This is a genomic window from Mycolicibacterium mageritense, assembly GCF_010727475.1.
GTDB classification, from domain to species: Bacteria; Actinomycetota; Actinomycetes; order Mycobacteriales; family Mycobacteriaceae; genus Mycobacterium; species Mycobacterium mageritense.
Genome location: NZ_AP022567.1, coordinates 125,893 through 149,548, shown reverse-complemented (window position 1 = coordinate 149,548; position 23,656 = coordinate 125,893). Strand labels below are relative to the sequence as shown.

At 67.1% G+C, this 23,656-nt stretch carries 23 protein-coding genes; 15 read left to right on the top strand and 8 right to left on the bottom strand.

Annotated features, from left to right (window positions below):
- Positions 1-8: 8 nt before the first annotated feature.
- Positions 9-746 carry an SDR family NAD(P)-dependent oxidoreductase gene (locus tag G6N67_RS00745; protein WP_036436083.1) on the top strand — a complete coding sequence of 246 codons (738 nt, stop codon included), beginning with the start codon at positions 9-11 and terminating at the stop codon, positions 744-746.
- 26 nt (positions 747-772) lie between these two features.
- Here G6N67_RS00745 and G6N67_RS00740 read toward each other — a convergent pair whose 3' ends face one another.
- The 3 genes from G6N67_RS00740 to G6N67_RS00730 are packed head-to-tail and all read right to left on the bottom strand — an operon-like array spanning position 773 to position 3,419.
- Positions 773-1,075, bottom strand: coding sequence for a hypothetical protein (locus G6N67_RS00740; protein WP_036436085.1), 303 nt, complete (start codon positions 1,073-1,075; stop codon positions 773-775).
- On the bottom strand, positions 1,072-2,574 hold the full coding sequence (locus G6N67_RS00735) for a class I adenylate-forming enzyme family protein (RefSeq protein WP_036436087.1): 1,503 nt from the start codon (positions 2,572-2,574) through the stop codon (positions 1,072-1,074). The genes G6N67_RS00740 and G6N67_RS00735 overlap by 4 nt, the downstream gene beginning before the upstream one ends.
- The gene (locus G6N67_RS00730; RefSeq protein ID WP_036436088.1) at positions 2,571-3,419 is read right to left on the bottom strand and encodes an SDR family oxidoreductase; all 849 of its coding nucleotides are present in this window, start codon (positions 3,417-3,419) and stop codon (positions 2,571-2,573) included. Before G6N67_RS00730 ends, G6N67_RS00735 begins: the two co-directional genes overlap by 4 nt.
- A gap of 245 nt (positions 3,420-3,664) precedes the next feature.
- On the opposite strand from G6N67_RS00730, the gene G6N67_RS00725 reads away from it, so the two are divergent.
- Genes G6N67_RS00725 through G6N67_RS00710 form a run of 4 tightly spaced genes read left to right on the top strand, consistent with a single transcriptional unit; the run spans position 3,665 to position 7,660 of the window.
- Positions 3,665-5,242, top strand: coding sequence for a methylmalonyl-CoA mutase family protein (locus tag G6N67_RS00725; protein WP_036436091.1), 1,578 nt, complete (start codon positions 3,665-3,667; stop codon positions 5,240-5,242).
- On the top strand, positions 5,242-5,640 hold the full coding sequence (locus G6N67_RS00720; protein ID WP_036436092.1) for a cobalamin B12-binding domain-containing protein: 399 nt from the start codon (positions 5,242-5,244) through the stop codon (positions 5,638-5,640). The genes G6N67_RS00725 and G6N67_RS00720 overlap by 1 nt, the downstream gene beginning before the upstream one ends.
- Positions 5,640-6,596: an LLM class F420-dependent oxidoreductase gene (locus tag G6N67_RS00715; protein WP_036436093.1), complete on the top strand. Its 957-nt coding sequence runs from the start codon at positions 5,640-5,642 to the stop codon at positions 6,594-6,596. The genes G6N67_RS00720 and G6N67_RS00715 overlap by 1 nt, the downstream gene beginning before the upstream one ends.
- The gene (locus G6N67_RS00710; RefSeq protein WP_036436095.1) at positions 6,593-7,660 is read left to right on the top strand and encodes a CaiB/BaiF CoA transferase family protein; all 1,068 of its coding nucleotides are present in this window, start codon (positions 6,593-6,595) and stop codon (positions 7,658-7,660) included. The genes G6N67_RS00715 and G6N67_RS00710 overlap by 4 nt, the downstream gene beginning before the upstream one ends.
- On the opposite strand, the gene G6N67_RS00705 is transcribed toward G6N67_RS00710, so the two are convergent.
- On the bottom strand, positions 7,645-7,956 hold the full coding sequence (locus G6N67_RS00705) for a 2Fe-2S iron-sulfur cluster-binding protein (protein WP_036436097.1): 312 nt from the start codon (positions 7,954-7,956) through the stop codon (positions 7,645-7,647). The genes G6N67_RS00710 and G6N67_RS00705 overlap by 16 nt on opposite strands.
- Positions 7,957-8,063: 107 nt before the next feature.
- Here G6N67_RS00705 and G6N67_RS00700 point away from each other — a divergent pair, with 107 nt between their 5' ends.
- Genes G6N67_RS00700 through G6N67_RS00685 form a run of 4 tightly spaced genes read left to right on the top strand, consistent with a single transcriptional unit; the run spans position 8,064 to position 12,092 of the window.
- Positions 8,064-9,449 (top strand): class I adenylate-forming enzyme family protein, encoded by a 1,386-nt coding sequence (locus G6N67_RS00700; RefSeq protein WP_036436100.1) that lies wholly within the window; start codon positions 8,064-8,066, stop codon positions 9,447-9,449.
- A complete protein-coding gene (locus G6N67_RS00695) occupies positions 9,427-10,248 on the top strand; it encodes an acyl-CoA dehydrogenase family protein (protein ID WP_036436102.1) in 822 nt (273 codons plus the stop codon). The genes G6N67_RS00700 and G6N67_RS00695 overlap by 23 nt, the downstream gene beginning before the upstream one ends.
- The gene (locus G6N67_RS00690; RefSeq protein ID WP_036436104.1) at positions 10,235-11,323 is read left to right on the top strand and encodes an acyl-CoA dehydrogenase family protein; all 1,089 of its coding nucleotides are present in this window, start codon (positions 10,235-10,237) and stop codon (positions 11,321-11,323) included. Before G6N67_RS00695 ends, G6N67_RS00690 begins: the two co-directional genes overlap by 14 nt.
- A gap of 4 nt (positions 11,324-11,327) precedes the next feature.
- Positions 11,328-12,092: an enoyl-CoA hydratase/isomerase family protein gene (locus G6N67_RS00685; RefSeq protein ID WP_036436106.1), complete on the top strand. Its 765-nt coding sequence runs from the start codon at positions 11,328-11,330 to the stop codon at positions 12,090-12,092.
- A gap of 254 nt (positions 12,093-12,346) precedes the next feature.
- Here G6N67_RS00685 and G6N67_RS00680 read toward each other — a convergent pair whose 3' ends face one another.
- On the bottom strand, positions 12,347-13,111 hold the full coding sequence (locus G6N67_RS00680) for an SDR family NAD(P)-dependent oxidoreductase (protein ID WP_036436108.1): 765 nt from the start codon (positions 13,109-13,111) through the stop codon (positions 12,347-12,349).
- A 117-nt stretch (positions 13,112-13,228) separates the two neighbouring features.
- Here G6N67_RS00680 and G6N67_RS00675 point away from each other — a divergent pair, with 117 nt between their 5' ends.
- The gene (locus G6N67_RS00675; protein WP_036436111.1) at positions 13,229-14,101 is read left to right on the top strand and encodes an ArgK/MeaB family GTPase; all 873 of its coding nucleotides are present in this window, start codon (positions 13,229-13,231) and stop codon (positions 14,099-14,101) included.
- On the opposite strand, the gene G6N67_RS00670 is transcribed toward G6N67_RS00675, so the two are convergent.
- Genes G6N67_RS00670 through G6N67_RS00660 form a run of 3 tightly spaced genes read right to left on the bottom strand, consistent with a single transcriptional unit; the run spans position 14,087 to position 17,030 of the window.
- A complete protein-coding gene (locus G6N67_RS00670) occupies positions 14,087-14,644 on the bottom strand; it encodes a TetR/AcrR family transcriptional regulator (protein WP_036436112.1) in 558 nt (185 codons plus the stop codon). The two genes, G6N67_RS00675 and G6N67_RS00670, sit on opposite strands and share 15 nt — an antisense overlap.
- Positions 14,645-14,676: 32 nt before the next feature.
- Positions 14,677-16,290: an FAD-dependent oxidoreductase gene (locus G6N67_RS00665; RefSeq protein WP_163642084.1), complete on the bottom strand. Its 1,614-nt coding sequence runs from the start codon at positions 16,288-16,290 to the stop codon at positions 14,677-14,679.
- A gap of 14 nt (positions 16,291-16,304) precedes the next feature.
- Entirely contained in the window at positions 16,305-17,030 is a 726-nt protein-coding gene (locus G6N67_RS00660; protein WP_036436115.1) for an IclR family transcriptional regulator, read from the bottom strand.
- Positions 17,031-17,160: 130 nt separating this feature from the next.
- Here G6N67_RS00660 and G6N67_RS00655 point away from each other — a divergent pair, with 130 nt between their 5' ends.
- The 5 genes from G6N67_RS00655 to G6N67_RS00635 are packed head-to-tail and all read left to right on the top strand — an operon-like array spanning position 17,161 to position 23,654.
- Positions 17,161-18,039 (top strand): alpha/beta fold hydrolase, encoded by an 879-nt coding sequence (locus G6N67_RS00655; protein ID WP_036436117.1) that lies wholly within the window; start codon positions 17,161-17,163, stop codon positions 18,037-18,039.
- Positions 18,036-19,727 carry a bifunctional 3-(3-hydroxy-phenyl)propionate/3-hydroxycinnamic acid hydroxylase gene (locus G6N67_RS00650; protein WP_036436120.1) on the top strand — a complete coding sequence of 564 codons (1,692 nt, stop codon included), beginning with the start codon at positions 18,036-18,038 and terminating at the stop codon, positions 19,725-19,727. The genes G6N67_RS00655 and G6N67_RS00650 overlap by 4 nt, the downstream gene beginning before the upstream one ends.
- The gene (locus G6N67_RS00645; RefSeq protein WP_036436123.1) at positions 19,675-20,592 is read left to right on the top strand and encodes a 3-carboxyethylcatechol 2,3-dioxygenase; all 918 of its coding nucleotides are present in this window, start codon (positions 19,675-19,677) and stop codon (positions 20,590-20,592) included. The genes G6N67_RS00650 and G6N67_RS00645 overlap by 53 nt, the downstream gene beginning before the upstream one ends.
- Entirely contained in the window at positions 20,589-22,328 is a 1,740-nt protein-coding gene (locus tag G6N67_RS00640; protein WP_036436125.1) for an FAD-binding protein, read from the top strand. The genes G6N67_RS00645 and G6N67_RS00640 overlap by 4 nt, the downstream gene beginning before the upstream one ends.
- 15 nt (positions 22,329-22,343) lie before the next feature.
- Positions 22,344-23,654 carry an LLM class flavin-dependent oxidoreductase gene (locus tag G6N67_RS00635; protein ID WP_036436127.1) on the top strand — a complete coding sequence of 437 codons (1,311 nt, stop codon included), beginning with the start codon at positions 22,344-22,346 and terminating at the stop codon, positions 23,652-23,654.
- The last annotated feature ends 2 nt before the right edge of the window (positions 23,655-23,656 follow it).

Here is a 23,656-nt window from a genome sequence, read left to right as displayed (position 1 = left end):
TGTCCGCCATGACAGGTGTGGTGGTGACAGGTGCAGCGTCGGGTATCGGGCGGGCCAGCGCAGAGGCGCTGATCGCCGACGGACGGCGGGTTTCTTTGTGGGACATCGCTCCCGAGGTTCGCGCCGTGGCCGAAGGGCTGGGCATGCCGTCGACGGTGATCGATGTGTGTGACACCGGTGCGCTCTCGGCGGCGGTCGAGGAGACCGCCCGGGAACTCGACGGCATCGACGGCCTCGTCCACGCTGCGGGCCGGGTGATCCCGGAACCGGTGGGCACCTATACGGAGGAGTCCTGGGACGCGGTGCTCGACGTCAACCTGCGCGCACAAGCGCTGTTGGTGCAGTTTCTCCTGCCGTACTTGGAGAAGTCGGCGAGTGAGGGTGCCTCGCCTGCGGTGGTGGGTATTTCCAGCATCGAAGGTCTGGCGGCCAACCCGTTCATTCCGGCGTACTGCGCGTCGAAGGCCGGTCTGCTGGGTATGACGCGATCGATGGCGGCCCAGTTGGGCCCGTCGGGAATCCGTGTCAACGCGGTGTGCCCGGGCTTCATCCACACCCCGATGCTGCAAATCGCCTTGGACGTCGAGGAGGTCCGCACGAGCTTCGAACAGGCGGCGCCCCTGGGCCGGCTCGGCCGGCCCGACGAGATCGGGGCCGCCGTGGCGTTCCTGATGTCGCCGAAGGCGTCGTTCATCACCGGCACCCAGCTCGTCGTGGACGGAGGAGTGACCAGCCGGCACGCGTGAGGCGTGGGCGGGGCTCCGCGCCGGTGCTAGTCGCTGGCGGGAAGCGGCTTGGCCTCTTTGAGGCTCAGCGCGGTGGTGCCCACCGACAGGGTTCCCGCGCCGGCTTTGGTCACCAGTACCTCTGCGCCGGCGTCGTCGACGTAACGTTTGCCCATCAGGTTTCCGCCGGCGTAGGCCGGGTCGAGGGTCGCGGCCGGATCCTTTTCGGCATCGAGGGCGATCATCGCGACTCCGCCTGCGCGTAGGTCGTCGAGGCTTTCGGCGCTGCGCACCACGATCACCTGGGTATCGCACACCTGGCTCTGCAGGCGGGTGCCGTTCTTGATCATGCGGACTCCTTCGAGATCGGCTGCAGTTCGTCGACAAGCTGGCGGCGCAGCACTTTTCCGGTGGCATTGGTGGGCAGTTCGTCCCGGAAGACCACCCGGTCGGGTGTGCGCGAACCCCGCAGCTGCTTACGCACATGGTCGCGCAACGCGTCGGGGTCGGGAGAGGCGCCCTCGGCGGGCACCACGACGGCGACGATGATCTGGCCCCACTGCGGATCGTCCGGCCCGACGACGGCCACCTCGCGCACTTCGGGATGCTCGACGAGCACATCTTCGATCTCGGCCGGGGCGATGTTCTCGCCGCCCCGGATGATGGTGTCGTCGGAGCGTCCGCCGATGAAGAGGTAGCCGTCACCGTCAAGCATCGCAACGTCTTTGGTGGGGAACCAGCCTTCGGCATCGAGCACTGAACCGATGTCGGTGTAACGGCCGGAGACCTGCTCGCCCCGCACGAACAGTTCGCCGGTCTCGCCGGGCCCCAGCACGGTCCCGTCGCCGGCGCGGATCTGCACTTCGACGCCGGGGACCACCTGGCCTACCGACCCGAGCCGGCGCGCCACCGCGGCATCGTCGGCGGCCAGCGCGGCCCGGTGGTCATCGGGGCCGAGAACCGCAATGGTGGAACTGGTTTCGGTAAGGCCGTAGGCGTTGACGAAGCCCACGCCGGGCAGCAGCTGCAGCGCCTTGCGCACCAGCGGCATGGCCACCTTGGAGCCGCCGTAGGCGAGGCTGCGCAGCGTCGGCAACTCCGCGCCGGTGGCCTCCAGCACGCTGACGATGCGATCGAGCATGGTCGGCACCACGGTCGCGGACGTGACGCCTTCTGCCCGCACCAGATTCACCCACCGCGAGGCGTCGAATGATCGTAGGTACACCATCTTGCGGCCGGCGTAGAGGTTTGACATGGCCGCGCTCACACCTGCTATGTGATACGGCGGGACGCAGATCAACGCCGCGTCTTCTTCTGCCGCCGACCCGAATTCGACTGTGCCGGTGATGTAGCTGGTGAGGTTGTTGTGCGTGAGCTCGACGGCCTTGGGGCGTGAGGTGGTGCCCGAGGTGAACAGCACGACGGCGACCGCGTCGGGGTCGGCGAACTCGGCCGCGGGTTCAGCGGTGCGGGCGGCGGCCAGGAACTCGTCGGAGGTCATGACCTGCTTGCCGGCTCCCACCACCACCTCGGTGTAGTCGGTGTCGACGACGACCAAGGGCTCGGGCAGCCGGTCGATCAGCTCGTGAAGGCCGTCCTTGCTGAGCCGGTAGTTGAGCGGCGTGAACGGCACGCCGGCGCCGGCCGAGGCGAACAGCAGCAGGGGCAGCAGTGCGCCTCCGGTTCCGACGTACACCACGTGCTGGGCGCCGGTGCCGGTGATGACGCCGGCACCGCCGGCGGCCAGAGTGCTCAGTTCTCCCGCGGACAGCCGGATGTCGTCGGACACCACGGCTGTGCGGTCCGGGTTGCCAGACGACGCCATCTCGAGCAGCAGTGAAATACTCATTGGCCCTGTCCAGGTGCATCGATGAAGAGGTCGATGATCGGCGTCTCCCCGCCACCGTATCGGGACAGGTCGTCGACACCCGCGGCGGTGAGCACCTCGGCGTCGACGAAGCAGCGGCCGGTGACCTCGCGCGGCGAACGCGACAGGATCTCGGCCGCCGCGTCGGCCATGATCTCCGGGCTTCGGGACGCGGCCAGCATCTCCTCGCCGCCCGCACCGTTGGCGACTGCGGCGGTCGCGATGTAGGTCTCGGGCCACAGGCAACTGAACCCGATTCCGGTATCGGCATATTCGGCGGCCCAGCCCAGTGACAGCAGGGTCATGCCGTATTTCGACAGCGTGTACGAGGGATGCGCGCCCAGCCAGTACGGGTTCAGGTTCAACGGCGGGGCCAGCGTCAGCACGTGTGGGCAAGCGGATTTGCGCAGCTGCGGCAGCGCCGCCTTGGTGAGCAGAAAAGTACCCCGGACATTGATGTCCATCATCAGGTCGAACTTCTTGGCCGGCAGCGACTCGGTGGGGTCGGTGGCGATGGCGCTGGCGTTGTTGACCACGATGTCGACGCCGCCGAAGTGCTCGACGGCGGTCTCGACAGCACGTGCGACGTCGTCCTCCTTGCGAACGTCGCCGACCACGGCGACTGCCTTGCCGCCTGCGGCCTCGACATCGGCGACGGCCGTGTGCACCGTGCCGGGGAGTTTGGGGTGTGGTTCGGCGGTCTTGGCCAGCAGCACCACGTTGGCGCCGCGGCGGGCCGCGCCCAAGGCAATCGCCAGGCCGATACCCCGGCTGCCGCCCGACACGACCAGCGTCCGGTCGCTGAATGACTCCTGCTGGCTGGACATGCGCCTCCTCGTCGGATGCGGCAGCGAGCGCGCGCAACCGTATCAGAATGGTATTGCCATTCTCCTTTTTAGCAAGTCTCGTAATCATACGGCGTCGCTGCCGGTGATTCGGGTTCACCAGACTGTTCGCGCCCGTTGGTGTGCTGCGTCGCTGGATGGCCGCGTCGGCTCCGAGCCTGCACACACCCACTATTTCCCTTCATCGGTATTGGCATTCTCATTTTCTGCAAGTACGTTATCCAGTGATGAACGACGACGTACAGACTCCCTCGGGCATCCCGCTGGCGCCCGTGTACGGGCCGGGCGACCGTGCCGGGGATCCGCCCGCGCCGGGCAGCTATCCCTTCACGCGCGGCAACTTCGCCTCTGGCTATCGCGGCAAGACCTGGACGTTTCGGCAGTACTCGGGCTTCGGAACCGCCGAAGAGTCCAACCGCAGGTACCGGTACCTCCTCGACCAGGGCGGCACCGGGTTGTCGGTCGCGCTCGATCTGCCCACCCAATGCGGCTACGACTCCGACGACGACGAGTACGGCGAAGAGGTCGGCCGGGTCGGGGTGGCGGTGGACTCCTTGGCTGACGCCGAGATCCTGTTCGACGGCATACCGTTGGACAAGATCAGCACGAGCTTCACGATCAACGGCACGGCCGCGATCCTGCTGGCCTTCTACGTGGCCGCGGCGGAGAAGAAGGGGGTGCCGCGCGAGAAGCTCACGGGCACAATCCAGAACGACATCCTCAAGGAGTACGCGTCGCGCGGCACCTGGATCTGGCCGCCCGAGCCGTCGCTTCGGCTGATCGCAGACACCATCGAGTTCTGTGCGGAGGAGGTGCCGCGCTTCAACGCGATCTCGGTGGCCGGGGCGCACTTCCGCGACGCCGGGGCCAACGCTGTGCAGGAGATGGCGTTCACGCTCGCCGACGGCGTGACGTACTGCGACACCGTCGTCGAGCGCGGCCGCATGAGCATCGACAAGTTCGCGCCGCAGATCTCGTTCTTCTTCTACACCCACGGTGATTTCTTCGAGGAGATCGCGAAATACCGTGCGGGCCGGCGTCGTTGGGCGACCATCGTGCGGGAGCGTTACGGCGCGATCACCGACAAGGCCTCGATGTTCCGGTTCGGCTGTGTGTCCGGGGGAGCGTCGCTGTACGCGCCGCAGGCGCAGAACAACCTGGTGCGGGTGGCGTACGAAGCCATGGCCTCGGTACTCGGCGGGGTGCAGTCGATGTTCACCGCCGCGTGGGACGAGCCGTTCGCGCTGCCCAGCGAGGAATCCGCGACGCTCGCGCTGCGCACACAGCAGATCCTGGCCTACGAGACCGGCGTGACCAAGGTGGCCGACCCGCTCGGTGGCTCCTACTTCGTCGAGGCGCTCACCGACGCCACCGAGGCCAAGATCATCGACATCATGGCTGACCTGGATACGCACGGCGGCATGGTGCAGTGCATCGAGGACGGCTACCTGCAGGGCCTGATCGCCGACGAGGCGTTCAAGATCCACCTCGACGTCGAAACGGGACGCCGGGTTGTCGTAGGGGTGAACAAGTTCGCCGTCGACGAACCTGCGCCGGAGATCGCGACGTACGAGCTCGACGCCGAGGGGCGCGATCTCCAGCTCAAGCGACTTTCGAAAGTCAAGGCCGAGCGTGACGGCGTCGCGGTCAAAGAAACCCTGGCCGCGTTGGCCCGGGGCGCCGAGGGTGACGACAACCTGATGCACAGGTTGATCGACTGCGCCAATGCGTATTGCACAGTGGGGGAGATGGTGTCGACCTTGAAGTCGGTGTGGGGCGAGTTCCGGCAGCCGGTGGTGTTCTGATGGCGACTCGCGTTCTGGTCGCCAAGCCCGGTCTCGACGGGCATGACCGCGGCGCCAAGATCGTCGCCCGCACACTGCGCGACGCCGGATTCGAGGTGATCTACACCGGTATCCGGCAGCGCATCGAGGACATCGTGTCGATCGCGCTGCAGGAAGACGTTGCGCTGGTGGGGCTTTCGATCCTGTCCGGTGCCCACGTCGCGCTCACCACGCGCACCGTCGAGGCATTGCGGGCGGCTGATGCCGGGGACATCGCGGTGGTCGTCGGCGGCACCATCCCACAGTCCGACGTGCAGAAGCTCCTGGATGCCGGTGCGGCAGCGGTGTTCCCGACCGGAACCTCCCTCGACACGTTGGTAACCGATGTCCGGGCCCTGACAGAAAAGGTTTCAGGCTGATGAGGCTGGGTGTGATGATCGGGGCCGAGCGCGGTGACATGGCCCGCAAAGTCTCCAAGCTGGTCTCCGACATCCGGTGGGCCGAGTCGGCAGGCCTCGACAGTGCGTGGATGCCGCAGGTGCCCAGTGATTTCGATGCGCTGACCATGGTGTCGTTGATGGCCGCGCACAGCTCGACGATCGAGCTCGGAACCGCGGTGGTTCCGTTGCAGGCACAGCATCCGATTGCACTGGCGCGCCAGGCCTTGTCGACCCACGCGGTCGCCGATGGCCGGCTGGCACTGGGTGTCGGGCCGTCGCACCACTGGATCGTCCGGGACATGCTGGGCCTGCCGTACGAGAAACCGGCTGCCTACACGCGTGACTATCTGGAGGTACTGGCGGCCGCGCTCGCCGGTCCGGGTCCGGTCGACGTGGAGAACGACACGTTCACCGTGCACAATCCGACGGTGCTCGGCGCCGACCCGCCGATGCCCGTGCTGGTTGCGGCACTGGGACCGGTGATGCTGCAGATCGCAGGCGAGTCGGCCGACGGCACGGTGTTGTGGATGGCCGACGAGAAGGCCATCGGTGAGCACATCGCTCCCAAGATCACCAAGTCCGCCGCAGCCGCGGGCCGCCGGGCGCCGCGGATCGTGGCCGGAATCCCGGTCTGCCTGTGTGCGAATTCGGAGATCGAGGCCGCCAAGGATCGCGCAAACCGGATTCTGGCGGAGGCCGAAACCTCACCCAACTACCAGCGTCTGCTGGATCGCGGCGAGGCCCGAAACGTCGGAGACCTGTGCGCGGCCGGCGACGAAGACGCGATCCTGGCGCGGTTCGAGAAGTTCGCCGACGCCGGGGTGACGGACCTGTCGGTGCGGCTGCTGCCCATCGGGGAGACCCGAGACGAGCTGATCGCGTCGAAGTACCGGACGCGTGAGGCGATCGCCGAGCTCGCCAAGGCGCTGCGATGACTGCCCCGCTGGCCGGCATCCGCATCATCGAGGTCGGCGTCATGCTGGCCGGTCCGTACGCCACGATGATGCTCGCGGACCTGGGTGCCGAGGTGATCAAGGTCGAGCCGCCCGGTGGCGAGATCTCGCGGCAGGTGGGCGACAGCTATTTCGCGAGCCTCAACCGCGGTAAGCGCAGCCTGTGCCTGGACCTGGCTTCAGCGGCGGGGCAGGCGAAACTCGGCGAACTGGTCACTGATTCGCATGCGCTGTTGGTAAACATGAAACCGTCGGTGATCCGGAAACTTGGCCTCACCTACGAAAAGCTTCGGACCTTCAATCCCGAGATCGTGTGTGTCGCGATGACGGGCTTCGGATTGGACGGCGGCGATGACCCGGCATTCGATTACGTGATCCAGGCGGCCACCGGGGTCGCTGCGATGACCGGCGACCCGGACGGCCCACCGACACTGCCGGGCTATTCGTCCGCGGACAACTCGACGGGCCTGACCGCGGCGCTTGGACTGCTGGCGATGATCGTCGCCGGACGGGGCGGGCAGGTCGACGTCTCGTTGCGCGATGTCATGCTGTCGCAGCTGAACTACCGCGCGTCGGCGTACCTCAACGACGGCACCGAGCCATGTCGTCATCCCTACGGCGCGCATTCCTATTACGTTCCCGCTCAGCTCTTTCCGACCGCCGAGGGTTATCTCGCGTTGTTCGTGACGCACGACGGGTTCTGGAGATCTTTCGCACACGAGGCCGGCATCGACGGTTTCGAGACCATGGCCGAACGGGCCGCGCGGCGTGACGAGGTTTTGCGCGTGGTCACGGCCGCTCTGGCGAGTGGTACCGCAGCAGGCTGGGAATCGCGCCTCAAGCCGCTCGGTATTCCGGCCGCCGCGGTCCGGACGCTGCCCGAGGCGCTCTCAGCCGTGCCCGAGATCCTTGTCACCGCAGGCGACTTCCGGTTGGTGGGCAGCCCGATCCACGTGGCGGGCTACACACCGCACTACCGGCCTGCGCCCGCGTTCGACGAATTGTCCCGCCGCCATGCCGATGCGTCCGTTCAGTCCTCGTCGTAGGACACCGTCACCGAGTCGCAGTCCGGGACGGCCTGACACGTCAGCACGTAACCGTCGGCGACCTCGTCGTCATCGAGCGCATCGTTCACCCGCATGGTTGCGGTGCCTTCCAGAAGCTTGGCCATGCATGTGCCGCAATTGCCCGCCTCGCAGGAGAACGGCGGAGTCATCCCCGCGCGCCGCGCGCTCTCGAGCAGTGTCTCGTCTTGCCTGCGCGGCACGGACGCCTGCTCGCGCTCGAACACGATCGTCACCTTGCCGCCGGTTTCGCCTGCGGCCATCGGTTCTGCAGTCATGAGGCTCCCTGAGCAAGTGCGTTCTGATATTGAGAGAATAGCATTCTCTATTAATGATAGTATCTTCTCGGTGTGGTTGGCGACGGGTGCGTGATGGGTGGTGATTCGTGACCGAGGCGGCCGTCCGCAGCTCCGTTGCCCTCGCATTCGGGGATCGCGGGTACACGCTCGACGAACTCGACGCGCTGGCCGGCGGAATGGCCACGACGCTTTCGTGTCGCGGGGTGAACCCGGGTGATCGTGTGGCGGTCATGTCTTCGAACCGCCCGGAGTTCGTCGTGGCACTGCGGGCGATCTGGGGTCTGGGGGCCGCGGCCGTGTTGATCAGCCCCGCGTGGAAAGCGGCCGAGGTGGCACATGCGCTCGCGCTGACCGCGCCGGCCCACGCGGTGGGGGACCATGAGGTACTGGCGGCGCTCATGCCGATGGTGCATCTGGACGAGCCGGTCATTCCCGCGCGGCGGCGGTTCGATGTGCCCGCGCCCGATGCCGACGCCTTGTTGGTGTTCAGTTCGGGCACCACAGGCCTGCCGAAAGCGGTCCGGCACACCCACGGCGGGTTCGCGGCCGCGATCCGGCACTGGCGCGACGCCCTGGGGCTCACGGCGAACGATCGCATGCAGATCATGACGCCGCCTTCGCACATTCTCGGCCTGCTCAACATCGCGACGGTGCTCGACACCGGCGCATGGATGCGGTTGCACCGGCGCTTCGACGTCGAGACCATGCTGCGGCACATCGAATCCGACCGCATCACGATCGAAATGGCCGTGGCGCCGATCGCCTTGGCGCTGGCCGCGCACCCCGGATTGGAGGGTTACGACCTTTCGTCGCTGCGATATGTCATGTGGTGCGCGACGCCTGTGACCCGTACCGTCGCCGACGCGGTCAGCGAACGCACCGGGCTCCGCTGGCTCACCGCCTACGGCACCACCGAATTGCCTGTCATCGCGTGCAATCCGCTTTCGGGCACCCGCATCGACACCGTCGGCATCCCGGCCCGCGGAGTCGACGTGCGGATCGCCGGTGACGGAGAGATCCAAGTGCGGTCGGACTCGGTGATGGCGGGCTACCTGCCCGAGGACGCGACGGCCGAGGCCTTCCGCGACGGGTGGTACCGCACGGGTGACGTCGGCTTCCTCGATGACGACGGCTTCCTGCACATCACCGACCGGGCGAAGGAGATGGTCAAGGTCCGGGGCTTCCAGGTGGCGCCTGCCGAGGTCGAGGCGGTGCTGCACGGGCATCCGGCGGTGGTGGACTGCGCGGTGTTCGGCGAACCCGACCCGGTCGACGGGGAAGCCGTCGTCGCGGCCGTAACCACAAGTGCCGCAGTGCGGCCCGAAGAACTCATCGGACTGGTCGGTGAGCGGCTGGCGTCGTACAAGAAGCCCGCGCGCGTGGAGTTCGTACCCGAGATCCCCCGACTCCCTTCCGGAAAGGTGTTACGACGAGTGCTCAAGGAGCGGCATGGACGTCCGTCTGACGGCTGAACAACAGCAGCTGCGAGAAGCCGCGGCGAAACTGGCCGATGATCTGGGACCGGGGTCGGTTGCCGAACTCGCCGATGAACGGCGGGTGGCCCGGCTGGAGAGCACGGTGGCCGCGACCGAGTGGCGCACGCTGCGGTCTGACGGTGCCTCCGGTGTCGAAGTGGCCGTCGTCGCTGAGGAATTCGGGCGCGGTCTCGTCGACGTGCCGTTCCTCGGCCCGGTGCTCTCCGATGACCTGGCCCGCAGGCTCGGGCACGCCGTGACCGTGGGTGGCGCCGAGGCCGCGCCGGCTGGTGTTGATCTCACCCGCAGTACGGTCGGTGTCGTCGAATCTCCTTCGCAATTACACGAACTCAGCGCCGACGAGGCACTGCGCTGGCAGGCCCTGGCAGTGGCGTCGACGAGCGCGGACATCGTCGGTGCCGCGCGTGGCGCTCATGCTCTGGCTGTCGACTATGCGAAAGTCCGCGAGCAGTACGGTTCGACGATCGGCTCGTACCAGGCCATCGCACATCTGCTTGCCGAGGGCCTGGCGCTGATCGAAGGCTCGATCAGCGTGCTGCGCCACGCAGCCTGGGCCGTCGACGAGCTTCCGGCCGCCGAGGCGGTTCGCGCCGCGCGGATCGCCAAGGTGTACTGCGCGCGCGCCGCGCGCACGGTCTGTGAGACCGCGATCCAGGTCCACGGCGGCATCGGCAACACCTGGGAATGCCTGGCGCACGTGTACCTGCGGCGCGTACTGACCGCCACCGCGTTGTGGCCCGTTGGACTGGAGGACATCGATCTTGGATTTTCGTGATTCGCCCGAGGAAGCGGCGTTCCGGGACCGGCTGCGGGCCTGGTTGGCGGACAACGCGGCGTCGTTCAAGGCATCCGGCGACGCCTATTGGACCCGGCAGGGGCAGTGGCACCAAGCCCTGTATGCCGCAGGGTTTTTCGGGACGTCCTGGCCCAAGGAGTTCGGCGGCCAGGAGCTGCCGCCCGTGTACGACGTGATCGTCGACGAAGAACTCGCCCGGGCCGGTGCTCCGCCCCGCCCCAGTCTGGGCTACCTCGTGGTGGGCCTGGGCCACCACGGCAGCAAGGAACTGCAGCAGCGGTTCCTGCCCGGCATGATCAACGGGACCGAGCGGTGGTGCCAGGGCTTCTCGGAGCCCGGCGCCGGCTCGGACCTGGCGTCGCTCACCACCACGGCGACCCGCGACGGCGACAACTACATCATCAACGGGCACAAGATCTGGACCAGCTACTCCGATGTCGCCGACTGGTGCCTCGTGCTGGCCCGCACGGACGGAGCCAGCCCCAAACACAAAGGCATTTCGGCGTTCATCGTGTCGATGCACCAGGACGGTATCGAGCAACGGCCGTTGCGGATGATCAACGGTGTCACGACCGAGTTCGGCCAGGTCACGTTCGACGGCGCGGTGGTGCCGGCGTCGCACATGGTGGGCGCACCGGGTGACGGCTGGCGGCTGGCCATGACCGTCGTCAGCCACGAGCGGGAGCCGTCGACGCTGGGGTATTCCGCCCGGTACGGAAAACTGGTGCGCGAGATGGCGTCTCGGGTTCAGGGCAAGGTTCCCGAGGAGCTGGCATGGGCTGCCGTGCAGGCCGAGATGCTGCGGCTGCACGTGCGGCGCCGATTGTCCGAGCAGCTCGACGGCATCACGCACGGTCCACAGGGTTCACTGGACAAGCTGCTGATGACCTGGGTCGAGCAGTCGGTCGGTCACGCCGCGCTTGCGGTCAGCGGCACCACGGATCCCGAGCTGCTGAGCGCCTACCTCTACAGCCGCGCACAGAGCGTCATGGGTGGCACATCGCAGATCCAGAAGAACATCATCGCGTCGCGGATCCTCGGATTAGGGGTGTAACCAGATGTACGGCATGCCAGCAGAAATCGATGTGCGGGCCGATGGCGGCCTGCGCATCATCACCCTCAACCGGCCGGATGCCCTCAATGCCGTCAACGACAACCTGCATGTCGGGCTCGCGAGGCTGTGGGAAGCGCTCAACGAGGACGCCGACGCACGTGCGGCGGTGATCACCGGTGCGGGCCGGGCATTCTCGGCGGGCGGCGACTTCAACTACCTCGACGAGCTGCGTCGTGACGAGGCGCTGCGGCAGAAGACCATCAAACACGGACGTGATCTCGTGATCGGCATGCTGCGTTGCCGGATCCCGGTGGTCGCGGCGGTCAATGGTCCTGCGGTCGGGCTGGGCTGCAGCCTGGCGGCGTTGTCCGATGTGGTCTACATGGCCGAGACCGCCCATTTCGCAGATCCGCACGTCCAGATCGGCCTCGTGGCTGCCGACGGCGGCCCACTGGTGTGGGGTTCACAGATCTCGTTGTTGCAGGCCAAGGAGTTTGCACTGACGGGCGTGCGGATCACGGCCGAGCGCGCCGTGGCACTCGGGCTGGCGAATCATGTCGTCGCCGACCCGTTGAGCGAGGCGATCGCATGCGTCAAGAAGCTCATGGAGCTGCCGCGGCAGGCCGTCGAGGCCACCAAGCGGCTCATGAACATCCAACTGGAGCAACGCGTGATGGCGTCGCTCGACTACGCCAACCTCGCCGAGTACGTGTCGTTCGGCACCGCCGACTTCAACCGCATCGTCGACGGCCTGATCGCGAAGAGCTGACCCGTTCCTCTCGGCACCGCGAGGGTGCGCGTCTGCTGGCCGCCACGCCGGTACGCAGCAACATTTCGCGCACGTTCGGCGACCATCGACCGCTGGGACATCACATCGCCTGGAGAAGTGCGGTACTACCCGTAGTACCGCACTCGGATTCGTATTCGGCGCTTGCGGGCGTGGTGGATGCTCCCGAGCGTGCACAAATGCCGACGCGGCATGGTGTGTCGACCAGCAGACCCGCACGGTCGCGGGGTGTGGGCTCACTTCGGCGGGAACCGCAGCGCCCCGTCGAGGCGGATGACCTCGCCGTTGAGATAGTCGTTCTCGACGATGCTCTGCGCCAGCTGTGCGTATTCCACCGAGCGGCCCATGCGTTTCGGGAACGGCACCTGCGGGCCCCAGTACTGCTCCAACTGATCGGCGGCCTTGCCGTAGGCGGGGGTGTTGATGGTGCCCGGCGCGATGGTGACGACGCGGATGCCCAACGGCGACAAGTCACGCGCGGCCACCAGAGTCATGCCGAGCACGCCACCCTTGGCTGCCGAATACGGCAACTGCCCGATCTGTCCCTCGTAGCCGGCGATGGACGCGGTGTTGATGATGACGCCGCGGCCGCCCTCGTCCAAGGGATCGGTCTTGGCGATCGCCGCGGCCGACAGGCGCATCACGTTGAACACCGCGGTGAGGTAGAACTCGATGGTCTTCTTGAACCCGTCGAGATCCAGCGGTGAGCCGTCCTTGCCGACCAACCGGCCGCCGCTGGCCGGGCCGCCGTGGGTGTCGACGGAAATCCGCAGCGGGCCCAGTGATTCGGCTTCGGCGATCGCCGCCAGCACGGATTCCTCGGCGGTGGCGTCGGTGCGGACGTAGCGGACGCCCAGCTCCTTTTCCAGCTCGGCACCTTTCTCGTCGGCGACATCGGCGACGACCACCTTGGCGCCTGCCGCGTGCAGGCGGCGGACGGTCGCCTCACCGAGGCCGCCCGCTCCGCCGACGACGAGCGCAGAGCTACCGGCGATCTGCATATGGTTCCCCTTCTTGCAACTCAGACTCTCGAACTGAGAGAATAGCATTCTCATGCGGGGTGAACTAGGAGCAGATCAATGCCTGATCACGGCACCACCTCCGTAGAGTCGCATCCGATGACCATCGACGAACTGATCGCCTCGGCCCGCGGCGGCTCCGTGCGCGCGGTCGGCAAACTGCTGAGCCTCGTCGAAAGCGACCGCCGCGACGAGGTTTTGGCAGTACTCGAGCCCGCCTCGCCGCGCGTCATCGGCGTCACCGGCCCACCCGGGGCGGGCAAGTCGACCACGGTCGCCGCGCTCGTCGGCGCATACCGCGGTCTCGGGCAGCGCGTGGCCGTGCTGGCCGTCGATCCGTCATCTCCGTACAGCGGCGGCGCGCTGCTCGGTGACCGGATCCGAATGGCCGCCCACATCAACGATCCCGATGTGCTGATCCGATCCGTCGCGGCACGCGGGCATCTGGGTGGTCTGGCTGCTGCGGTGCCCGGCGCGATCCGACTGCTGGCCGCACTGTCGTATGACCTGATCGTGTTGGAGACCGTCGGTGTGGGGCAGTCCGAGATCGAGATCGCCGCGCTCGCCGATCCCACGGTGGTCATCCTCAACCCGGGAGCGGGCGATGCGGTCCAGGCGGCCAAGGCCGGCCTGCTCGAGGTGGCCGATCTTGTCGTGGTGAACAAGGCCGACCGCGACGGCGCCGATCAGACCGCGCGTGACTTGCGGGCCGAAGCGACCGTTCCCGTGCTGAAGCTCGTTGCCTCGCAAGGCGACGGGCTCGGCGAACTGGTGGCCGCGATCGATGCCCACCATCGCGCGGACACGGCGGCGCGCCGCTCCGCCAGAGCTCGCACGCAGATTCTGTCGCTCGCGCAGACGCTGTTGCGCAACCACACCGAACTCGACCGGTTGGCGGCCGAGGTGGCGGACGGGATCAGCGACCCGTACAGTGCTGCCGCGCAGTTGATTTCCGAATCAGGCAGGCAGTGAGACGATGCGGCGCATCGTCTGGATCAGTTCGGCGCGCAGGGTGTCGTCGTCGATGTCGGCGACGAGCGGATGCATCACCGCAACGCTGATCACTCCTGACAGCATCGCCGCGTGCACGCGTGCGGTGCTGCCGCGCTGATCTCCGAGCATTGCGGCGTAGAGCCTGTCGATGAACACCTGGAACGGTTCGTGCTCGGCGAGCAACCGCACCACGACCGGGTCGAACTGCAGTGTGCTGGCCGCACGCCGGCGTCGCACGGCTATCTCGATCACGCGCGTGAGCAGCACTTCGCGTGCCCGTGCGGGCGATCCCTCGGCTTCGGCCGCCTCAAGCGCTTCCTCGAGCTGCCCGAGTTCCCGCTCGGTCAGTGCGATGATGATCGCTTCCTTGGTCTTGAACTGGTGGTACACAGCGGCTTTCGTGACACCGATGGCGTCTGCGATCATCTGCAGCGACGTGCCTGCGGCCCCGTGCTCGGAGATCAGCTCGAGCGCAGCATCGAGGATGCGGGTCTGCGCGGCACTGCGCGGCGTGAACAGCACGACACGAGGGTAACCGACAGTCCGGTGTGGCCTCAGGAAACGGACTTGCCGGTGGCCGCGGTGTACCCGCTGCGATAGCCGAACACCATCGCGGGCCCCAGTGTGCCGCCCGCGCCGCCGTAGGCCTTGCCCGTCACTCCCGCCATGGCGTTGCCTGCGGCAAACAGTCCCGGTATCGGAGCGCCGCTCACGTGCAGCACACGGCCGTCGCGGTCGGTGCGTGGCCCGCCCTTGGTGCCCATGGCCCCCACCTTGACGGGCACGGCGTAGAACGGCGCGGTGTCGACCGGACCGAGCGTCTGCCCGGCCACGGTGGTGGCCGACGGGTCACCCCAATAGCCGTCGTACGCGCTTGCGCCGCGGCCGAAATCGGGATCGGTATTCCTGGCGACGTTGTCGTTCCAGCTCGCCAGCGTCGCGGCCAGGCCTTGCTGATCGATACCGGTCTTGGTGGCCAGGTCGGCGAGAGAGACCGATTCGCAGAACCAGTCCGGTACCGGCTCACCGGGCTCGACGCCGAGGAACCCGTAGCGCTGCAGGTGCACTGAGTCGAACACGATCCACGCCGGATCGTTGGCGTAACCGACCTTGGGGTCGAGGTACTGAAAGGGCCCTGCCATCGAGTTGTACTCGCCGGCCTCGTTGACGAACCGTTTCCCGGCGCGGTTGACGATGATGCTGCGGGGCCGTGTGCGTTCCAACCGGACACTGCGGCTGCGTGGGTGCCCGTCGATGGTGTCCCCGGGGATCTGGACGACGGGAACCCACCAGGCCTCACCCATGTTGGCCAGATCGGCGCCGTGCGCCATCACCATCCTCAGCCCGTCACCCGTGTTGTTCGGCGGCGACACCGGACCGTGCATCGGGCCCCGCAGGTACGCCTCGACCAGCTTTGCGTCCCATTCGAACCCGCCCGTTGCCAGCACGACGCCGCTGCGGGCTCGGACTCGGATGTCGGTGCCGCCGACTGAGATCCGCACTCCGGTGATGCCGGTGGCGGCGCCAAGCAGTTCGACCGCCCGGGCTCCGGTCACCGGTGACACGTGACGCTCCAGTAGTCCCCGCAGCAGCCCGGCGATCAGCGCGGTACCGGCCACACACAGGTCGGCGCCGGGGTCGTCGTAGGTGGCGTGGATCCGGGCCCGCGTCTCCGCGTCGATGCCGACATTGCTGAAATCCGCTGGAAAGGACGTGATCCGGGTCGCCCAGTCGCCTAGCCGGGCCAGGTCCACCGGCCCGGCGCTGAGTGATCGCCCGCCGCCGGGACGCCCGCCGGGCAGCTCGGGCTTGTAGTCGGGAAATCCTTCGGCAACAGCGAATCGGAGTTCGCTGTTGGCCTCGACGAAGTCGAGCATGGCGGGCCCAGTGCGGACGAATGTCTCGACCAGGTCGGCATCCATGTACCCGAGGGACTGTGCACGCAGATAGGCCATGGCGTCGGCAACCGGCAACGGGCCGTCGGCCGCGCGGTCGTGCGCCGGAATCCACACGATGCCGCCCGAGACGGCTGTCGTACCGCCGACTGTGGGCGCTTTCTCGTATACGGCGACCGATGCGCCGCTGACGGCCGCGGTGAGCGCCGCGGTGAGACCGGCGCCGCCGCTGCCCAGTACCACGACGTCGACTTCGATATCCCAATAATTCACTGGTGCATGGCCTTTCAGTGCAGGATCGCGGACAGTTCCCGTGCGGCTCGCACCACGGCGTCCTTGCCGTCCAGCACGACGTCTTCGCGGTGCGAGATGAGGTTGATGCAGGTGGGGGGTGCCGGGAGGCGCCTTCGGACCGGCACGGCCAGCCCGAACGTGTTGGGTTCGATCTCGCCGTGGGTGATCACCCAGCCCTGTTCCCGGGTCTGGCGAACCAGTTCGCGCTCACCCGGACGCGGCGGCATGCTGGCCAGCAGTGCCACTCCGGCCGCGCCCCGGTCGAGCGGATGACGGCTGCCCTCGTGGAAGGACAGTTGGTAGAAAACCTGGGTCGGCACGATCACCGCGATCGCCACCTGCTGGTCGCCCTCGGCCACCAACAGTGACACGGTGGTGCCGAGTTCGTCCGCCAGTGCGCGCAACGTCGGAACGCTCAACTGGCGCAGATTGTTGTCGAACGACGACCCGAGGACCGCCAGCGCCGCCGCGGGTCGGTAGCGACCGTCGTCACCCTTTGCGATGTAACGGAATTGGCTCAACGTGGCCAGCAGCCGATAGGCGATCGTGCGGTGCGCCCCGAGGTGGTCGGCCACCTGCTGCACGGTCAGCCCGGTCGGGGCATCGGCGATCGCCTGCAGGGCGCTGAGCCCGCGGGCCAAGGTCTGGGATCCCGGGGCTCCGTTGGGTGCGCCGTCGACAGCCGATCGAGGCGCTGGCTGACTGGACCTGGCTGGCATCGCACCCCTCCTTGACAGACAGTTCGGTGAGAGTGATGCTCTGATAATAATGCACATCAACGTGCGATAAATGAGCAAACTGCTTACGAATAAAGAGAATAATATTCTCGCACTCTCCGGAGAGGGGACCATGGCAAGCACGGCTGCCGAATTCGAGAGCGTCTGGAGCGACCTGCAGGGCATCGAGTTCTCCCAGGGATACCTCGACGCGGGCGGGGTGCGCACGCGTTACCTGCACGCGGGTGATCGGAGTCTGCCCACACTTGTTCTGCTGCACGGCTCAGGAGGGCACGCCGAGGCGTACGTCCGCAATCTCGCGGCGCACGCCGAACACTTCTCGACGTGGTCGATCGACATGCTCGGGCACGGGTACACCGACAAGCCCGGTCATCCCCTGGAGGTCGCGCACTACGTCGGCCACCTGATGTCGTTCCTGGACGCGGTCGGTGCGCACCGCGCCCACATCTCCGGGGAGTCGCTGGGTGGCTGGGTCGCCGCTCGGGCCGCGGTGGATCACCCCGAGCGCATCGACCGGCTCGTGCTCAACACCGCCGGTGGCTCACAGGCCGACCCCGAGGTGATGAAGCGCATCGTCACGCTGTCCATGGCCGCGGCCGAAAACCCCTCTTGGGAAACAGTTCAGGCGCGTATCAAGTGGCTCATGGCCGACAAGTCCAAGGACTACGACGATATCGTCGCGAGCCGGCAGCGCGTCTACCGTCAACCCGGCTTCGTCTCGGCCATGAGCGACATCATGGCACTGCAGGATCCAGAAATCCGGGCGCGAAACCTGCTGGGGGAGAATGACTACGGGTCCATCGCCGCGCCCACTCTGGTGGTGTGGACCAGTGACGACCCGACCGCCGACGTCGCAGAGGGACGCCGGATCGCCTCGATGATTCCCGGCGCCCGGTTCGAGGTCATGCCGGGGTGTGGACACTGGCCGCAGTACGAGGATCCGAAGACGTTCAACCGACTGCACCTCGACTTCCTGCTGGGGCGGCAATGACACCCCAACAGCAGGTCGACGTCGTCATCGTGGGCGCCGGTCCGGTCGGGCTGACCCTTGCGAACATCCTCGGGCTGCAAGGTGTCCGCACGCTCGTCGTCGAGGAGCGTGATTCTCTCATCGACTACCCCCGCGGTGTCGGCCTCGACGACGAATCCTTGCGCACGTTCCAGTCCATCGGGCTGGTCGGCCAGATACTGCCGCACACCGTCCCCAACCAGATCCTGCGGTTCTACGACGCCCGTCGCCGGCTGCTTGCCGAAATGGCGCCTCCCGACGCACGATTCGGCTGGCCCAAGCGCAACGGATTCGTCCAGCCCATGGTCGACGCCGAGTTGCTGGCGGGCCTGGACCGGTTCGACCATGTCGAGGTAGCGTGGGGCCGGCGCATGGAAACGGCAAGCCAGTCGGCCGACGACGTCACGGTCGAATTCGCTGACGGCATACCCACAGTGCGGGCGCGGTACCTGGTCGGGTGTGACGGCGGTCGGAGTGCCACCCGGCACCTCATGGGAGTGTCGTTCGACGGCACCACCTCGGCGACCCGTTGGGTGGTGATCGATCTCGCGAACGATCCGCTGGGGCATCCCAACAGTGAGGTCGGAGCCGACCCTGACCGGCCGTACGCCTCGATCTCCATCGCCCATGGCATCCGGCGCTTCGAGTTCATGATCCATGCCGACGAAACCGATGAGCAGGCCGAGGATCCCGAATTCGTGGCGCGCCTGCTCGCTCCGTTCGTGCCTCACCCCGAGAAGGTGGACGTGATCCGCAGGCGCGTCTACACCCACCACTCGCGCATCGCGGGGGCGTTCCGCGAGGGCCGGATGCTGCTCGCAGGGGACGCTGCGCACCTGATGCCGGTGTGGCAGGGCCAGGGGTACAACAGCGGCATCCGGGATGCGGCCAATCTCGGCTGGAAGCTCGCCGCGGTGGTCAACGGCCAGGCCGGCGACGGGTTGCTGGACACCTACGACGTCGAACGCCGCAAGCATGCTCGCGCCATGATCGACCTGTCCACCATGGTGGGCCGCGTCATCTCGCCCACCAACCGCAGGGTTGCAGCATTGCGGGACAGGATGATTCGTGGCGCTTCGGTAGTGCCGACGCTCAAACGCTATGTACTGGAGATGCGGTTCAAACCCATGCCGCGCTACGAGCACGGCGCCGTCCATCACCCGAAGCCGCCCACCGCAGCCTCGCCCGTCGGCACGTTGTTCATCCAGCCCAGGGTCGACACCCGCGAACACTCCGACGTTCTGCTCGACGATGTCGTCGGCCCGGGCTTCGCGGTGCTGTGCTGGAACAACGATCCGCGGTCCCTGCTCGGTGCCGAGGCGTTCGAGCGGTGGAAGGCGCTGGGCGCGGTGTTCATCGCCGCGCGGCCGCAGACGCAACTGCACTGGACGGGGGCGGATGCCCCTGAAGATCCGGCCGTGGTCGTCGTCGGCGACCGCACCGGTGCCCTCAAATCCTGGTTCGACGTCCACACCGAGTCGGTTCTGGTGCTGCGCCCGGACCGCTGCATTGCCGGAGCCGACATCGCGCAACGCGCGCCGGAACTGAGCTCCGCGTTGTTCGACGTGCTCAAGCTGACGCAGGGAGGAGGTCATGGTGTCGGTAGCCCTGTGCTGTATGTCCCACAGCCCACTGCTCAATCTTCCGGGACCGTCGCGGGAACTCCTTGACGACATCGAATCCGGTTTGGCGGGAGCACGAAAGTTTGTCGCCGACTTCGACCCGCAATTGGTCGTGACGTTCTCACCCGATCATTACAACGGGTTCTTCTATCGGCTGATGCCGCCATTCTGCATCGGTACCGCCGCAAGCGCGGTCGGAGACTACGGGACGCATGAAGGTCCGCTCGACGTCGCAGGAGACATCGCGCAGGCGTGCGCGCAAGCGGTCTGGGAATCCGGCGTGGACGTCGCGATCTCGTCGAGCATGGACGTCGACCACGGCACCGTGCAGCCGCTGCAGGAACTCTTCGGCGACGCGACGGCCCGCCCGGTGGTGCCGATCTTCGTCAACTCGGTCGCGACCCCGCTGGGCCCGCTGTCGCGGGCACGTGTGTTGGGGGCCGCGGTCGGCGCCTTTCTGGCGACCCTGGACAAGCGGGTTCTGGTTCTCGGATCCGGTGGCCTGTCTCATGATCCGCCCGTTCCGACGCTGGCGACCGCGCCGCCGGCTGCCCTGAACCGGATCGTGCACGGCGTGCCGATGACCGCCGAGCAACGTATGGCACGGCAGACCGCGGTGAGCCAGGCCGCTCGTGACTTCGCCAACGGGGACAGCGCACTGCAGCCGTTGAACCCTGACTGGGACGGTCGCCTGCTGGAAATATTCGACCACGGCAGGCTCGCCGAACTCGACAGCTGGTCCAACGACGCGATCGCCGCAGAGGCCGGCAATTCGGCGCACGAGATCCGCACCTGGGTGGCCGCGTTCGCCGCGTTGGCGGTCCACGGTCCGTACCGGACCGGCACCCACTTCTACCGGGCGGCACCGGAATTGATCGCAGGATTCGCAATCAGGACGGCGGTACCCACATGACGTCAGAGAGCTTCGACCATACCGTCGACCTGCTGGTCGTCGGCTCCGGCGGCGGCGGGATGACTGCGGCCCTGACCGCCGACGCGGCAGGCCTCGACACCGTCGTCGTCGAGAAGTCGCCGCGATTCGGGGGTTCCACCGCGCTGTCCGGTGGCGGCATCTGGGTACCGGGCGCACCCGCGCAACGCCGCGCCGGGTATGTGCCCTCGCCCGAAGGCGTACTCGAGTACCTCAAGCTGATCACCGAGGGCGCCGTCAGCGACGCCCGGCTGCGTCGGTACGTCGAGGCCGCCCCGGAGATGATGGACTTCCTCGAACGCACCAGTGACTGGTGCGAATTCGTCTGGAAGCCCGGCTATGCCGACTACTATCCCGAACTGCCCGGCGGCTCCGCGCTCGGCAGCACCATCAACGTCGCCGCGATCGACCTGCGGAAGCTGGGCGACGACGAGCAGCGCCTGCTGGCGCCGCTTGCGCTCGCCCCGAAGGGAATCTGGTTTGCGCCCAAAGACCTTCGGCTTTTCTACCAGGTGCGGCAGAACTGGCGCGGCAAGGCCGTACTCGTCAAGCTGATCTGGCGGATGTTCCGGGCTCGGGTGTTCGGAGACCGGATGGCCGCGATCGGCCAGTCTCTGGCGGCCAGGCTGCGCCTGGCCATGAAACAGCACGGGATTCCGCTGTGGCTCGATGCGCCGATGGTCGAGTTGATCACGGGCGCCGACGGCGAGGTAATCGGTGCGGTGGTGGAGCGTGACGGCAGGCCGCTGCGGATCCGGGCCCGGCGCGGTGTGGTCCTGGCTTCTGGCGGCTTCGACCACGACATGGCCTGGCGGAAAGTTCACCTGCCGGTGCTGGAGCAGGACTGGAGCTTCGGCAACCCCGCGGCCATCGGTGACGGTATCCGGGCCGGGGAAAAGGTCGGTGGGTCAACAGATCTGCTCGACGAGGCATGGTGGTTTCCCGCCATCTGCTGGCCGGACGGGCGCCTTCAGTTCATGCTCAACGAGCGCATGATGCCGGCACAGTTCGTGGTCAACGGCGATGGCAGGCGGTTCGTCAACGAGGCCGCGCCGTACATGGATTTCGCCCACGCGATGATCAAGGGCCAGCAGTCGGGCATGACCCACATCCCGTGCTGGCTCGTCACCGACATCGACTCATTCCATCGCTACGTCGTCGCCGGGCACCTGCCCATCCCGAAGGTGCCGTTCGCGCCCGTGCCGACGGGCCGGAAGGTGCCACGCGCCTGGCTGGAATCCGGTGTGGTCAAAGAGGCTCACAGCTGGGATGAGTTGGCGCGCAAGATCGACGTCCCGGCAGAGAATCTGCGCGCCACCGCCGAGCGGTTCAACCAACTCGCGCAGGCCGGCCACGACGACGATTTCAACCGAGGCGACAGCGCCTACGACAACTACTACGGCGACCCGACGTTGCCCAACCCGAACCTGCGACCGCTCGGCAAGCCGCCGTACTACGCGTTCCAGATCATCCTGGGCGACCTGGGTACCTCGGGCGGCTTGCGCACCGACGAGCACGCCCGGGTGCTACGCGACGACGACACCGTGGTGCGTGGTCTGTACGCGGTCGGCAATGTCTCGGCCGCGGTGATGGGACGCAGCTACGCGGGCGCAGGAGCGACCATCGGGCCGGCCATGACATTCGGCTATGTCGCCGCCAAACATGCCGCTGCCCAGGTCGATACCGCTTCGACAGACAACACATTGACGATTCCCTAGGAGGAAGAGGAAGCCATGAAGATCTCCTTGTTCTACGAGTTCGCGCTGCCGCGCCCGTGGTCCGACGACGACGAGCAGAAGCTTTTCCTCGACGGGCTCGACGAGGTCGAGGCTGCCGACAAGGCCGGATTCTCGACGGTGTGGCTCACCGAACACCATTTCCTCGAGGAGTACTGTCACGCGACCGCGCCCGAGATCTTCCTGGCCGCGGCGAGCCAGCGCACCGAGAACATCCGGCTGGGCTTCGGGATCATGCATCTGCCGCCCGCGGTCAACCACCCCGCCCGCGTCGCCGAACGCATTTCGACGCTCGACCTGATCTCCGGTGGGCGCGTGGAGTTCGGCACCGGGGAATCGTCGTCGGTCGGTGAGCTCGGCGGCTTCGGCATCGATCCGGCCGACAAGCGTGCCCAATGGGAAGAGGCACTCGAGGTCTCGATCCGCTGTATGACCGAGGAGCCGTTCACGGGCTTCAAGGGTGAACACATCGAGATGCCGGCCCGCAACGTCGTCCCCAAGCCTGCGCAGAAGCCGCACCCGCCGGTGTGGGTCGCGTGTACCCGGCCGTCGTCGGTGCAGATGGCGGCGCAGAAGGCCATCGGCGCACTGAGTTTCGCCTACACCGGCCCCGGACCGCTCAAGGAGCGCGTCGACGGCTATTACCAGGAGTTCGCGGATAAGGGCGCACCCGTCACGCCGCTGGTGAACCCCAACATCCTGGCCATCGGGGGAGACCTCTCGATGATGGTGGCCAAGACCGACGAGCAGGCCGTGCAGCGGCTCGGCGTGGGCGGTGGCTTCTTCTCGTTCGGCATCATGCACTACTACATGACCGGCGCACACACCCCTGGCCGCACAAAGGTGTGGGAGCGTTATCTCAAAGAGGTCGAACAGGATCAGACGCTTGCGTACGGCCCGGGCCGCGGCGCCATCGGGTCACCGGACACCGTGCGGGAATTCCTGCGCGGCTACGAAGACAGTGGCGTCGACGAGATCATCCTGCTGCTGAACCCCCGCAGCCACGAGGGCACCATGGAGTCCATCGAGCTGATGGGCAAGGAGGTGCTGCCCGAGTTCATCGAACGTGACGAGAAAGCCGTCGCGGCCAAGGCCAGACGGCTCGCGCCGATCCTGGAGAAGGTCGAGGCCCGCCGCGAAGCTTCGCTCGCCCCGGACTTCGACGAGGACTACTCGTTCGGTGGTCTGCCCACCGGCCGTGGCGGCAAGTTCACCGCGAGTGAGATCCCCGAGGCCATGGCCGAGATGAACGAAGGCCGCGTCCAGGCGGCGAAAGAGGAGAAAGCCGCACGCGAGCAGGCGGGTTGAGC

Bases quoted from the DNA above. Each gene is read 5' to 3' on its own strand.
- G6N67_RS00745 (WP_036436083.1), top strand. From the start codon at position 9: ATGACAGGTGTGGTGGTGACAGGTGCAGCGTCGGGTATCGGGCGGGCC.
- G6N67_RS00635 (WP_036436127.1), top strand. From the start codon at position 22,344: ATGAAGATCTCCTTGTTCTACGAGTTCGCGCTGCCGCGCCCGTGGTCC.
- G6N67_RS00695 (WP_036436102.1), top strand. From the start codon at position 9,427: ATGGACGTCCGTCTGACGGCTGAACAACAGCAGCTGCGAGAAGCCGCG.
- G6N67_RS00740 (WP_036436085.1), bottom strand. From the start codon at position 1,075: ATGATCAAGAACGGCACCCGCCTGCAGAGCCAGGTGTGCGATACCCAG.
- G6N67_RS00655 (WP_036436117.1), top strand. From the start codon at position 17,161: ATGGCAAGCACGGCTGCCGAATTCGAGAGCGTCTGGAGCGACCTGCAG.
- G6N67_RS00720 (WP_036436092.1), top strand. From the start codon at position 5,242: ATGGCGACTCGCGTTCTGGTCGCCAAGCCCGGTCTCGACGGGCATGAC.
- G6N67_RS00725 (WP_036436091.1), top strand. From the start codon at position 3,665: ATGAACGACGACGTACAGACTCCCTCGGGCATCCCGCTGGCGCCCGTG.
- G6N67_RS00660 (WP_036436115.1), bottom strand. From the start codon at position 17,030: ATGCCAGCCAGGTCCAGTCAGCCAGCGCCTCGATCGGCTGTCGACGGC.
- G6N67_RS00735 (WP_036436087.1), bottom strand. From the start codon at position 2,574: ATGAGTATTTCACTGCTGCTCGAGATGGCGTCGTCTGGCAACCCGGAC.
- G6N67_RS00715 (WP_036436093.1), top strand. From the start codon at position 5,640: ATGAGGCTGGGTGTGATGATCGGGGCCGAGCGCGGTGACATGGCCCGC.
- G6N67_RS00675 (WP_036436111.1), top strand. From the start codon at position 13,229: ATGACCATCGACGAACTGATCGCCTCGGCCCGCGGCGGCTCCGTGCGC.
- G6N67_RS00705 (WP_036436097.1), bottom strand. From the start codon at position 7,956: ATGACTGCAGAACCGATGGCCGCAGGCGAAACCGGCGGCAAGGTGACG.
- G6N67_RS00710 (WP_036436095.1), top strand. From the start codon at position 6,593: ATGACTGCCCCGCTGGCCGGCATCCGCATCATCGAGGTCGGCGTCATG.
- G6N67_RS00650 (WP_036436120.1), top strand. From the start codon at position 18,036: ATGACACCCCAACAGCAGGTCGACGTCGTCATCGTGGGCGCCGGTCCG.
- G6N67_RS00645 (WP_036436123.1), top strand. From the start codon at position 19,675: ATGTCCCACAGCCCACTGCTCAATCTTCCGGGACCGTCGCGGGAACTC.
- G6N67_RS00685 (WP_036436106.1), top strand. From the start codon at position 11,328: ATGTACGGCATGCCAGCAGAAATCGATGTGCGGGCCGATGGCGGCCTG.
- G6N67_RS00640 (WP_036436125.1), top strand. From the start codon at position 20,589: ATGACGTCAGAGAGCTTCGACCATACCGTCGACCTGCTGGTCGTCGGC.
- G6N67_RS00680 (WP_036436108.1), bottom strand. From the start codon at position 13,111: ATGCAGATCGCCGGTAGCTCTGCGCTCGTCGTCGGCGGAGCGGGCGGC.
- G6N67_RS00730 (WP_036436088.1), bottom strand. From the start codon at position 3,419: ATGTCCAGCCAGCAGGAGTCATTCAGCGACCGGACGCTGGTCGTGTCG.